Source organism: Nonomuraea sp. NPDC049129 (assembly GCF_040648495.1).
In the GTDB taxonomy this organism is placed as follows: Bacteria; Actinomycetota; Actinomycetes; order Streptosporangiales; family Streptosporangiaceae; genus Nonomuraea.
Genome location: NZ_JBEZDU010000028.1, coordinates 1 through 12241 on the forward strand (window position 1 = coordinate 1; position 12241 = coordinate 12241).

11 protein-coding genes and 1 pseudogene are annotated in these 12241 nt (G+C 70.9%); 7 read left to right on the forward strand and 5 right to left on the reverse strand.

Annotated elements, in window-relative coordinates; all coding sequences use genetic code 11:
• The 4 genes and pseudogenes from AB0B64_RS49895 to AB0B64_RS49910 all read right to left on the reverse strand — a co-directional run.
• A pseudogene (locus tag AB0B64_RS49895) lies at nt 1-299 on the reverse strand (PucR family transcriptional regulator); the annotation flags it as partial.
• A 57-nt stretch (nt 300-356) separates the two neighbouring features.
• Nucleotides 357-698 carry a TraR/DksA C4-type zinc finger protein gene (locus AB0B64_RS49900; RefSeq protein WP_357958594.1) on the reverse strand — a complete coding sequence of 114 codons (342 nt, stop codon included), beginning with the start codon at nt 696-698 and terminating at the stop codon, nt 357-359.
• 32 nt (nt 699-730) lie between these two features.
• Nucleotides 731-1504: a rod shape-determining protein gene (locus AB0B64_RS49905; protein ID WP_357958596.1), complete on the reverse strand. Its 774-nt coding sequence runs from the start codon at nt 1502-1504 to the stop codon at nt 731-733.
• Between the two features lie 288 nt (nt 1505-1792).
• A complete protein-coding gene (locus AB0B64_RS49910; protein ID WP_358196029.1) occupies nt 1793-2170 on the reverse strand; it encodes a hypothetical protein in 378 nt (125 codons plus the stop codon).
• 122 nt (nt 2171-2292) lie between these two features.
• On the opposite strand from AB0B64_RS49910, the gene AB0B64_RS49915 reads away from it, so the two are divergent.
• Both AB0B64_RS49915 and secD read left to right on the forward strand, forming a co-directional pair.
• The gene (locus AB0B64_RS49915) at nt 2293-2625 is read left to right on the forward strand and encodes a hypothetical protein (RefSeq protein WP_358196030.1); all 333 of its coding nucleotides are present in this window, start codon (nt 2293-2295) and stop codon (nt 2623-2625) included.
• A 37-nt stretch (nt 2626-2662) separates the two neighbouring features.
• Complete coding sequence (secD, locus tag AB0B64_RS49920; RefSeq protein WP_358196036.1) at nt 2663-4954, forward strand: protein translocase subunit SecD; 2292 nt, start codon at nt 2663-2665, stop codon at nt 4952-4954.
• A gap of 89 nt (nt 4955-5043) precedes the next feature.
• Here secD and AB0B64_RS49925 read toward each other — a convergent pair whose 3' ends face one another.
• Entirely contained in the window at nt 5044-5187 is a 144-nt protein-coding gene (locus tag AB0B64_RS49925) for a hypothetical protein (RefSeq protein WP_357958607.1), read from the reverse strand.
• A gap of 157 nt (nt 5188-5344) precedes the next feature.
• On the opposite strand from AB0B64_RS49925, the gene AB0B64_RS49930 reads away from it, so the two are divergent.
• From AB0B64_RS49930 to AB0B64_RS49950, 5 genes are all read left to right on the forward strand, one after another.
• A complete protein-coding gene (locus AB0B64_RS49930) occupies nt 5345-6262 on the forward strand; it encodes an ATP-binding cassette domain-containing protein (protein ID WP_358196052.1) in 918 nt (305 codons plus the stop codon).
• A gap of 34 nt (nt 6263-6296) precedes the next feature.
• Nucleotides 6297-8540, forward strand: coding sequence for an alpha/beta fold hydrolase (locus AB0B64_RS49935; protein WP_358196058.1), 2244 nt, complete (start codon nt 6297-6299; stop codon nt 8538-8540).
• 371 nt (nt 8541-8911) lie between these two features.
• Entirely contained in the window at nt 8912-10333 is a 1422-nt protein-coding gene (locus tag AB0B64_RS49940) for an alpha/beta fold hydrolase (protein WP_358196062.1), read from the forward strand.
• 1 nt (nt 10334) lies between these two features.
• Nucleotides 10335-11408, forward strand: a complete 1074-nt coding sequence (locus tag AB0B64_RS49945) for a sensor histidine kinase (protein ID WP_358196072.1) — start codon at nt 10335-10337, stop codon at nt 11406-11408.
• The gene (locus tag AB0B64_RS49950; protein ID WP_357958622.1) at nt 11405-12061 is read left to right on the forward strand and encodes a response regulator transcription factor; all 657 of its coding nucleotides are present in this window, start codon (nt 11405-11407) and stop codon (nt 12059-12061) included. Before AB0B64_RS49945 ends, AB0B64_RS49950 begins: the two co-directional genes overlap by 4 nt.
• The last annotated feature ends 180 nt before the right edge of the window (nt 12062-12241 follow it).

Sequence of the window (12241 nt, forward strand, 5' to 3'; positions counted from 1 at the left end):
GCGGGGGCCCCGCGCGCGCCCCCCGCGCTCGGCGAGGCGCACGGGGCGTCAGCGCCGGTCCCGGTCGCGGTCTCGACGGGGCGGACCAGGACCGCCGCGGCGCGGGCGGCGGCCGCCCACCGCACCGCCTCGGCGATCGAGGAGGTGCCGACGGCCAGGAGCAGATCACCGGTGACGTGGCGGTCGGTGGCATCCGGCACCGCCACGCTGCGCAGCCAGGCCGAGCGGGTCTCGGGACGGCCGCACAACCGTACGCCGTACCCGCCGAGCACGTTCACCAGGCGGTCCAATGTGATCATGTGCGGCTCCGGATGCCAAGAGGGGGCGGGGCGACCCCGCTCCCCTCTCACTGGTTGTCAGGCGGCCTCGTGCCGCCGCTGGCAGTCGATGCAATTGCGGGCCAGCGGCCGGATCTTGAGCCGTTCGAACGGAATGGCCGCCTGGCAGTGGCCGCAACGGCCGTAGGTGCCGGCCTCCAGCCTGTCGTAGGCCTGAGCGAGTTCGGCGACGGCGCGCTCGGCGGCGGTGATCGAGGCGAGGAGCTCCTGCCAGGTGCCGTCGGCGCCGCTACCGTCCTGCTCCTGTGCCCTCAGCCTATCCAGGTACCGGCTGCGCTGCTCCCGTTGCTGGGTCAGCTCCTGGCGCAGCGACTCAAGCTGCACGCTGCTGAGGTGTGAGGTCGCGTGGCTGTCGGTCATGATCGAAGGTCCTTTCTTGCGAAGCGAAGACGTCAGCGGACGCGCGGGGCGAGGGCGGCCGTCAGAGCCGGCTGCAGGCACAGGCGCATCAGGCCGCGGATGGTGGCGTGCTGCGGCTGGTGCGTCGCTGTGACCGGCAGGCGAAGCGCGGCGCGGAGGCGGGCCAGCAGCTGCTCTTGGTGAGCGCCCCCGCCGGTGACCGTCAGACCCCGCTCGCGCGCGGCCGGACGCGAAGCGGCGGGCAGGCGACGCACCAGGCCCGCCGTCATCTCGATGACGCCCTCCAGCGCATACGACACCAGCCCCTCGCCGGTGGTGGCGTTGAGCTGGAGGGCGACCGCGTCGGTGACGGCCCCGTCCGCGATGGCGACGGCCTCGACAATGCCCGCCCCCACGTCCAGGACCAGGCAGGGCCGGGAATCGAGGATGTCCAGGCCGGCGCCGACGGCTGCGGCCAGCGGCTCCTCCATCAGGCCCACTTCGCATCCGGCGGCCTCGGCGACCGCGGCGCGGACCGCCCGGCGATCGCCCGGCGAGGCCGCCACCGGCACGCCGGCCAGCACCCATCGCGGCCGGCTCCCCGATACCTGGGCGTCCTGCAGCAGCCGCTGCACCAGCCGCCGGCAGGCGTCCGGGTCGGCCACCATGCCGTGCCGGACGGGCCACAGCGCGGCCGCCAGGCCGGAGCCGGCCGGCGGCCGGGTGACCGACGACGGCCGGTCCACGATGGCGAACCCGCTCAATGACAGCGACCGGGTACGCGCGGTACCCAGGTCGAGCGCCACGAAGCGCTGCGCGGTGCTCACCTCGCACCTCCCGGCGATGCCGGATGTGGCCGCTCCGGCCGCGGCCAGGCGTGAACTGATTCGACAACGGACATGACGATGATCGGCTCCTTGCTGAGGCCAAAGGAAGGCAGTACAGGAACAAGGCAGTACAGGAACACGGCCCTGCTGCAGGGACCGCGAGAGGGCTCCGAAGGCGACGGCGAGCATGGACCAGCCCCACCAGGGCGCAGTCCATGGGCTCGGGACATGCGGCGTCAGGATCCACGGCACGAGCGGCCGCAGCCCTTCGGAGAGAGGTAGCGTCAGCTAGATGAGCGGCGGGCTGCGCGATCCCGCAGTGCGGTGCGCGAGCTGTTGCGGATCGCGGAGCTCATCGACCTTCGAGCCAGGCGACGCCGACAGCGCCAGATAAGCGGGCTCATCGTGACGCTCGCCGCGCAACGGCGGCCACAGCGCCAGCACGTGGTGCTCACGGGCGCTACCCGCCTGTGGGGGCAGACCGGGCAGGTCACCGCCCCCACCGTCCGGGGTCCATGCCAGGCCGGACAGCGAATTCTCAGGCGCGATCGGGCCGTCGGCGCTCGCACTGCCGGTGGCGCCGGCCAGCACCAAGCACAGCAGGACCAGACCCATCACGCCGGCGAACGCGATGGACCCTCGTGGTGTTCTCCACGGTCCCGTCATAGGGCAGACCATAGCCCAGACGGCGCGAAAAAGGGCATGCCGTTCCATCGCAGGTGCGATCCGCGCCGGGGCCGGGGTACGGTGACCGCCAAGACCCGACCCGTGACCTGTCAGGAGGAGACGTGCGCAGCAGACTGCCCGCCGTCCTGCTCCTGCTGCTGTCGACCTTCCTGCTGGGCCCCGCGCCTGGCAGCGCCCAGCTGCCCGTCACCGCAACGCCTGCGACCTGGTGGAGCGGCCCGTCCGAGCACGCCGTGCAGGACGCGGCCCTGCCCCGGCTGCATCCCGCCCGCAGCGCGCCCGCGCTGCCGATGTGGCCGGCCGTACTGCCGTCCACCGAACGGCCCGGGCCACGGGCACGGCCCCTGACGACCCTCGCCCGGCCTTTCACCGCGGCACCTCAGCCGCCCGCCCGTCAGGCGCTGGCCCGAGCGCCACCCTCCACGACGCGCTGACGTCCCCTTTCCTTCTTCGACAGCCCGTGGAGGCTTCATGTCCCGCGCGCCCTTTTGGCGCGCGGTGGCGGCGTGCGCCATCGCCGCCACCGCACTGCTGTTCACCGTCACCACACCGCCACGTCTAGGGCTGGACCTGCGCGGTGGCACCCAACTCGTCTTCGAAACCCGAGACGCCTCAACAGTCAAGGCCGACGCCGAGGCCACCGACCGTGCCCTGGACGTGCTGCGCCGGCGCGCCGACGCGCTCGGCGTGGTCGACCCCACCCTGTTGCGCTCCGGCGATCGGCGCATCATCGTCGAGCTGCCCGGGGTGCTCGACCCCCGCCAGGCCGCCGAAGTCATCGGCAAGACCGCCCAGCTCACTTTCCACCCGGTCCTGGAACAAGCCGACGACACCAGCGCCGATCAAGGCACCCCCACCAGCAGAGGCATCGGCGCGTCCGGGCAAGTCCTGGCCGACGAAGGCGGGCAACGCCTGCGGCTCGGCCCTGCCGCGATCACCGGCGACGGGGTGAGCGACGCCACCGCACGCAACGACCCGCAGCAGGGGCCGGGCTGGTTCGCCACCGTCGACTTCCGCGACGCCGCCGCCTGGCAGCGGCTGACCGGCGAGGCCGCCTGCCACAGCCCGAGCAACCCCCAGCGGCGGGTCGCCATCGTCTTGGACAACGAGATCATCTCTTCGCCCCAAGTCGATGCGAGCGTGCCCTGCCAGATCGGCATCCCCGGCGGATCCACCCAGATCAGCGGCTCCTTCACCCACCAGGAGGCACAAGACCTGGCCGTGCTGATCAAGGGCGGCGCCCTGCCCGTCCCGCTCACCTTGATCGAGCAGCGCACCGTCGGCCCCACACTCGGCGCGCAGGCCATCGAGGCCAGCGCCAAGGCAGGCATCGCCGGTGTCCTGCTCACCGCGTTGTTCATCATCCTCACCTACCGGCTGTCGGGGCTGCTGGCCACCCTCGCGCTGGCCGCCTACGGGCTCATCTCCTACGCCGCCCTGCTCGCCCTCGGCGCGACGCTCACCCTGCCCGGCCTGGCCGGGTTCGTTCTGGCCATCGGCATGGCGGTCGACGCCAACGTGTTGGTCTTCGAGCGAGCGCGTGAAGAGTATGGCCGCGCGCCGCGCCGCGGCCTGCGCGCCGCCCTCGACCGAGGCTTCGCCAACGCCTGGAGCGCCATCGCCGACTCCAACATCACCACGCTCCTGGCCGCCGGATTGCTGTTCTGGCTGGCCTCAGGGCCGGTGCGCGGATTCGGTGTGACGCTGGCCGTCGGCGTCCTTGCCTCACTCGTCTCCGCCATGCTCATCACCCGTGTCCTGACCCACCTCATCCTCAGCGGGACCAGCCCCCGGCTGGCCCGGCTGTCCGGGCTGGCGGTGCACGGCCGGGTCAGGGCCTGGATCACCCGGCGCAACCCGTCCATGATGGCCGGGCGCCGACGGTGGCTGGCCGCGGCCGCCACCCTGGTCGCCGCAGCCGTGACCGGGCTGGCCCTGCACGGGCTCAACCTCGGCATCGAGTTCACCGGCGGTCGGATGCTCGAGTACACAGCCGCGCAACCGGTGAGCGCCGAGACTGCGCGGCAGGCGGTGGCCGAGGCCGGCCACCCGGCGGCCAACGTGCAAAGCTCCGGCACCAGCGTGTCCGTGCGTGCCGGCCAGATCAGCGCCGACGACACCGCCGCCATCGAGCGGGCACTCGATACCCACCTCGGCGAAGTGACCAAGCAACGCGACGAGCTCATCGGCCCCAGCCTGGGCGACGAACTGCGCCGCAACGCGCTCATCGCGCTCGCCGTGGCGCTGGCGGCACAACTGCTGTACCTGGCCGTCAGATTCCGCTGGACGTTCGGCGCCGCCGCCGTGATGGCCCTCGTCGTGGACACCCTCGCTGTGCTCGGCCTGTTCGCCTGGCTGGGCAAACCCATCGACGGGGTCTTCCTGGCAGCCATGCTGACCATCATCGGCTACTCAATCAACGACAAGGTGGTGGTTTTCGACCGCGTCCGCGAACTATGGCAGGCCTCGCGGCAGGCACGCTTCCCCGGCATCGTCAACGCGGCGATCCTGCAGACCGTGCCGCGTACCGTCAACACCGGCCTGGGCGCCCTGTTCATCCTCACCGCGCTGGCCGTCTTCGGCGGTGACACGCTGCGCGACTTCGCCATCGCGCTCATCTTCGGCATCGTGGTGGGGACCGCGTCGTCATCGTTCGTGGCCGGCCCCCTCGCGATCGAGCTCGAACGCCTCAGCAAGCAACCCCCACCCCAGCCGCCCCAGCCGCGCAAACGCCGCCGGCAGGGCACGGGCGCGGTCCTGTAGCACCGCGCGGGGCGCCCGGTGGAACCATGCAGAGGAGTCATCCACGCCACAGGAGCGCCCCGCCCTCCGCCCCCGTCACCAGCGCCGGCTCAGCGGGGCGGCAGCCGCACATCGACCACGGCGACATCCGGACGACCATGAACGAGCGCGTCGAGCAGCGAGCAGCACCAACGCGGCCACACGTTGAGCAGCAGCCCACCACCTGCGGCGATGAGGTGTCGAATGCCGGTCACGCCAGAAGTCTGCCCGATGCGCGGCGCGCGGTCGGTAGGTCTAGGCCTACCTCCGGAGGTGGGAATCTTCGCCCCGGCCGGTGGGCGCACGCCCATCGAGATCGACGGCCCGAGCCGGAAAGCTGGCGGCCGTCAATCGACGAAGGGAGGCCAGGCCGTGATCGAAGTGAGCGGGCTGACCATGAGATATGGCGACAAGGTCGCCGTGGACGACCTGACGTTCAGCGTGAAACCGGGACTGGTAACCGGCTTCCTCGGCCCGAACGGCGCGGGCAAATCCACCACCATGCGCGTCGTGCTCGGCCTGGAGGTGCCCCTCGCGGGCAAGGCCCTGGTGAACGCCCGTCCATACGCGTCAATGTCCAGGCCCATGCGCTCAATGGGAGCGCTGCTCGACGCCGGGGCTGTGCACGGGGGCCGCAGCGCGCGGGCGCATCTCGCCTGCCTGGCCCGCAGCAACGGCATCGGCCGGGCCCGGGTGGCCGCCGTGCTCGAGCAGGTCGGCCTGACCGGCGTCGCCGACGAGCGGATCGGCGGCTTCTCGCTGGGCATGCGGCAACGCCTGGGGATCGGGGCTGCGCTCCTCGGGGACCCGGGGGTGCTGATGTTCGACGAGCCGCTGAACGGCCTCGACCCGGAGGGCATCCGCTGGCTGCGCGACCTGCTGCGCTCGCTGGCCGACGAGGGCCGCACCGTGCTGCTGTCCAGCCACTTGATGAACGAGATGGCGCTCACCGCCGACCATGTCATCGTCATCGGACGGGGCCGGTTGATCGCCGACACCCCCATCGATGCCCTGGCCGGCCACTACCAGCGCGACGTGCTGGTCCGCACGCCCGACCCGGCCCGCCTGACCGCCCTTCTGGACACGCACGGTGCGACAGTGATCCCCGAGGACGACGGCGCCCTGTCCGTACGGAATCTCGACGCGGCCAGAATCGGCGTACTGGCGCTCTCCGGCGGTATCGCGCTGGCGGAGCTGTCCCCGCGCGGCGCCTCCCTGGAGGAGGCCTTCATGCGGCTCACCGAGGACAGCACGGAATACCGGGCCGGTGCCGGGGAGGCCATCCGATGACGGAATACAAGGCCGGTGGCAGGAAGGCCGTCCGATGATCGATGTGATCGCTTCCGAGTGGCTCAAGCTCCGCTCGCTCCGCTCGAACCTCTACCTGCTGGCCTGCTCGGTGGCGGCCGTCCTGGCCTGCGCCGGCGTGGCGTTCATGATCGGCCGCGGGTTCGACAACCAGTCGCCTGACGAGCGAATGACCTTCCCCGGCAACGGCGACGGCCTCGGCAACGGGATCGCGGTCGCCTACTTCGTGTTCGCCACGCTGGGCGCCCTCACGATCACCTCCGAATACAGCACCAAGATGATCCAGACGAGCCTGGTAGCCGTGCCGCGCCGGCACGCGTTATTGCTGGCCAAGATCCCGGGTCTGGCCGCGGTCGCGCTGGTGGCGGGTCAGATTCTGGCGTTCGCCATGCACGCGGCCGCCATGGTGGTGCTCGGCGACCGAGCCGGCCAGTTGCTCCGCGACGGCCAGACGCTGGGCACGCCACTGTCGGAGCCGGGCGTGCTCGCCTCGGTGATCACCGCTGGGTTGTCGATGGCGGCGTTCGCCTTGATCGGGCTGGGCGTCGGGGCCGCCGTCCGCTCCACCCCCGGCGCCCTGGTCGTGCTGACCGTGATCATCGTGGTGCTGCCGGTGGTGGCCAAGACATTGCCCTCGCCCCTGCGCGCCCAGGTCGGCTCGTTCATGATCGAGAATCTGCCGCTCCAGATCGCGGGGGTCGGCGGCGGGCAGCTGTCGCCCGCGGCCGCGGCGGGGCTGCTGGTCGCGTACGTGATCGCCGCACTGACGGCGGGCGCGACGGCGATCACGCTCAGGGGACGCCGGATCAGGGCCCTGGCCATCGGTGCGGCTGTCACCGTCCTGGTGTCGGCGGTGCCCGCCGCCGCGTCCGGTTCGCCCGGCTCTGGCCCGTCCTCGCTGGACTGGGCGGCCTGCGCGGACAAGGAACTGTCCAAGGAGATGAGGTGCGCCTCGATCGAGGTGCCCGTGGACTGGTCCAAGCCATCCGGCAGGAAGATCCGCCTGACCGTCGGCATGCTGCCGAACACAGGTGTCCAACGCCGCATCGGCGCGGTGTTCGCGGTCCCCGGCGGCCCGGGCGGCTCTGGTGTCAAGGACCTGAGCAAGTACGCGGGCAGCTTCTCCGAGCTGCGCGAACGTTTCGACATCGTCACCGTCGAACCGCGTAACACCGTCGACAAGGGCGTGCTGCCGGACAAGTGTCTGATCGGTGGCCCGTGGATCGCTCTGCCCGACAGCCCTGCCGAGTACGCCGAGCTGGGCCGTCGCAACCGGGAGGCCGCGCAGCGCTGCCGCGCCGCCGACCCGGAGTACTTCGACCACCTCGACTCGGCGTCCGTGGCGCGTGACATGGAGGCGATCCGTGTCGCGCTGGGCGAGGAGCGGCTGAGCTTCATCGGCTCCTCCTACGGCGGTATCCCCAGCGTCACCTACGCCCGCCTGTTCCCCGCCCGCGTCCGGGCGGTGGTGGTCGACGGCACGATGAGCCCGACCATGGACAACGCGGAGTTCATCATGCTCACCAGCGAGAAGTCCTTCGAACGCTTCGGCGCCTGGTGCGCGGCGACCACCGCCTGCGCCCTGCACGGCCAGGACGTCGGCGACGTCTGGCGGGCGCTGATCAAGCGCGCCGACCGCTCGCCGATCCCGATCAGAGGAGAGCAGTCGCAGGTCGCCTACAGCGGGTTCGACATCAAGGAGGCCGCCGCACCCAGCATCATCTCGCCTGGTCAAAAGCCCGACTATCCGCGATGGACGCAACTCGCCGAAGCGATCAAACGGGCCGTGGGCGGCGACGCCTCCGGATTCGCCGACTATGTCCGGCAAGGCACGTACAGCCTCAAGGTCCCGTCGGTCGTCGGCGGGAACATGACCCACTGCCCTGATGGCATGGGATACAACTCCTACGAGGAATACCGCGAAAAGCGCCGTAAGGGCGAGCGGCTGCTGCCCAACTTCTCCGGTATCGAGTTGTGGCACCGGCTCGGCTGCGTCGGCTGGCCCACCCCCGTCACCAACCCGTTCGAGCCGCTGCCCACCAAGGGACTGCCGCCATTCCTCGGCGTCGGCTCCTGGAGCGACTTCGTCTCGTCCGCGGACCTCGTACGGCACGTACCCGGCTCGGTGGCGGTCCAATACCAGTCGAACGGCCACGCGCTCTACAACAGCGACGTCTCCTGCATCATCGGCCACGTCAACCGCTATCTGACCAGCCTGCGCCTCCCTCCACCCGGCACCGTCTGCCGCCCCGCCGAGTGAAGCTCTCAGCATGGCGGTGAACCTACACGCCTGGCCAGTGGCCTCCGGCAACGCCGAACAAGACATGAAGAGATGAGGTGAGCCGGCCGGCGGAAACGCGCCCCCAGCCGCCGACGTGAACATCAAGAACCCCGGCGATCTCCCGCACATTGCCGGGGTCTTCCCGCTTCCACAACTCCTCATTTCTGAGAATGCGAGTGTGGTCATCGTCACGCTTAGCTACTAATCAGTCTTTACGGGTACGTCCGATGCCACGCGGGCGGAGGGCCATACCCAGGGCAGGCGCGGGTCGCCGCGCTCGCCAGTGCGCACGCGAGGATCTATCGAAAGGTGGACGACCGGCAGCAGGCCGTCCGGCAAGGCTGAGGGTCATGAAGAAGACGATCCTCGCCGTGCTCGGCACGATGCTGCTCTCCACGGTGGCGGCGGCACCGGCGACAGCGACGGCAGGCGCCAAGCTTTCCTGGCAGGACTGCGGAGACGGCCTGCAATGCAGCCGGCTCACCGTACCCGCCGACTGGGCCGTCCTCAAGGGTGAGCAGATCACGCTGGGGCTCGCCAAGCTGCCCGCCAGGGACCCGGCCGCCAAGAAGGGGACGCTCGTGCTCAACATGGGCGGCCCCGCCCAGCAGATCTCGGTCATGCGTCAGGCGAAGCAGGCCTTCGCCGACCTGACCCAATGGTTCGACATCGTGGTCTTCGACCCGCGCGGATTCGAGGCGAGCACCGGGGTGCGCTGCCCCGACCGGGCGCCGTGGGCTGCGAACGCGGAGTGGGTGTTCCCCGACCGCGCCGCTTACGCCCGGTACACAGAGCAGAACCACCGCTTCGGCCTCGGCTGCGCCGAGGCCGCCGGCCCGCTCGCGGGCAGCCTGGACTCCGGTCAAGGGGCCCACGACCTGGAGGCCGTCCGGGTGGCGCTGGGCGAACAGAAACTCCTCTATTACGGCAACTCCTACGGCACCGTCCTCGGTGTGGCCTACGCCGAGAAGTTCCCCTCTCGTGTCGGCCGCATGTACCTGGACAGCCCGATCGACCACACCAACCGATCGTGGGCCGAATGGCTCCTGCCCAAGGCGAAGGTCAAGGAGGACAACCTCCATCGCTTCGCCGAGTGGTGCGCCACCGACCAGAGCTGCGCGCTCCACGGCCGCGACGTACTCCAGGTTTGGGACGAGGTCATGGACCGCGCCGCCAAGCGGCCGATCCCCGCGCCCGGTGCCGGCGCCGGAGCAGCGGCCAGTGCGACCCTGATCGCCTCCCGCGCGACTGTCACGTTCGATGCGACGTGGCCCGAACTGGCCAAGTCCCTGGCCGAGGCGTACGCCGGCGACGCCACCCGGTTCGCCAAGCCGTCCACCGGCGCGGCCGATCCGGACTTCAGCAGGATCACGATGTGCGCCGACTTCCCGTACCCGACCGCATATGGCGAGGTCAAGGCCATGGAGAAGCGGCTGAAGCGCGCCGCGCCGCGCATCGGCTGGACCATCGCGTGGCCGCTGGCCAACTTCTGCACCGGACTCCCGCGAAAGACGCCCTTCCCGCCCCATCCGGTACAGCCTCGCGGCCCGCCGCCGATCCTGATCGCCGGCGGCCTGTACGACGACGTGGCGCCGCCCGCGTACGCCCGCCGGATCACGGCACAACTCGACGGCGCCCGCTACATGGCGGCCAAGGGCGGTCACGCGCTCTACCTGAGCGGCAACCCCTGCATCCGCGATCATGTGCACCGCTACCTGACCACCGGACAACTCCCGCCCATGGGCACGACCTGCGGTCCGGCATCATCGTGACATGCGCTGGCTGAGGGAGGTTCTGCTCGTCGCCGGCGCCGCGACCGCTGCGGCGCTGCTGACGGCACTGGAAGGGTCGGTCCCGCCCGACATGCCGCTCCTGATCGTCTTCAGCGTCGGCGTCAGCCTCCCCTTGTTCGTCCGGCGGGCGCTGCCGTTGACCGCCGCGGTGGCCTCCGCGGTGATCGCGCTGGCCGGGATGGTCCAACTGCACCGCTGGGAAGGGATGCTGGTCACGATGGCCGTGTTCTGCACGGCCGTCTACCACCGGCCGCAGCGTCCCGCTCTGGTGCTGGCGATCTCCACGTGCTGGGTGACGGGCATCGGCATGGTGACCGGCGGAAAGGGGTTGGCGCTCACCAGCATAGTGATCATGAGTGTCGCCCCGGTGGCCACGGGCTACGCGCTGCGGCTGCACCGGGACCGGGCCGGTCAGGCGCTGCGCGTGCAGCGGGCCGAGGCGGAGCGCGTGCTGGCCGAGGAGCGTACCTGGCTGGCCAGGAACGTACACGACAGCGTGGGCCACCACCTGACGGCGATCCGGCTGCAGGCCGCGGCGGCCCGGCGAACACGCGATGAGACCTCGGCGACGCGGGCCCTGGAAGTGATCTCGAACCTGTCGCTGTCCGCGCTGACGGAGGTGCGTGACCTGCTACGGACGCTCAGCGAGCACCCGGCCGCCCTTCAGCCCGGCACCGCCGACCTGGAGCGGCTGGCCGGGCAGCTCACCTCCGCCGGCCGAAGGATCACCATCCGCCGTACGGGGACAGCAGGAGTCCTGCCGCCGGCCGTCGACCACACCGCCTACCGGGTGGTCCAAGAGGCGCTGACGAACGTCGTACGCCATTCGACCGCGAGCGAGGTCACCGTCGACCTACGTCAGGACGATCGCGGCCTGCGCGTTGAGGTCCTCGACAACGGCGCCCCGGCGCCGCCGTCCCAGGCCGAGGGCCAGGGCATCCGCGGCATGCGGGAACGGGTGCGCCTGCTCGACGGCACACTGTCGGTGGGACCGGTCGAGACGGGCGGCTGGCGGGTCCGTGCCGATCTGCCCGGGGAAGGGAGCGCGTGGTGACGATCCGGGTGCTGGTCGCCGACGATCAGGAGGCGGCGCGGGAGGCGCTGCGGTGCATACTCGACGGCGAACCCGACATCGACGTGGTCGCGACGGTCGCCGACGGCGCCGAAGCGGTGCACCAGGCGCTGTGGCGGCGGCCGGATGTGGTGGTGATGGACCTGCGGATGCCCGGCATGGATGGCATCGCGGCCATTGACCGTCTCGCCGGCGCCCAATCCGCTTCCCGGGTGCTCGCTCTGACCACGTTCGACCTCGACGAGTACCTGTTCGGCGCGCTGCGCGCGGGAGCGGCCGGTTTCCTGCTGAAGGACAGTGATCCCGACGTGCTCGTCACGGCGGTCCGCGAACTGCACCAGGGCCGGGGGTTGATCGACCCGCAGGTCACCGGCCGCCTGATCAGCCGCTTCGCCGCACTGTCCCCGCGCCCCGCCACACCTGAACTCGACCTGCTGACCCCGCGCGAACACGACGTGCTACGCCTCCTGGCCCGAGGACTGAGCAACGGTGAGATCGCCGCGGCATGCACCATCGAGGAAGGCACGGTCAAAACCCACGTCAACCGGATTCTCACCAAACTCGGCCTGCGGACCCGCGTGCACGCCGCGATCTACGCCCACGAACACGGCCTCGTCGCCCGCGACGTTCCTTGACCGTCCGCCGGCCCTGGTGCCGCGTCAGGCATCGCTCGCCCTCGCGGAACGTGAGCGGCCCCCTTGTGATAACTTCGGCGTCGCCGTGCACCGCATCAAACCGCAGGAGGTGAGACCGATCAACGCTGTGACAGGTCGGGGCTCCCTCCCTCGCATGGCCTAGGGAGCGCCCGCGCAAGG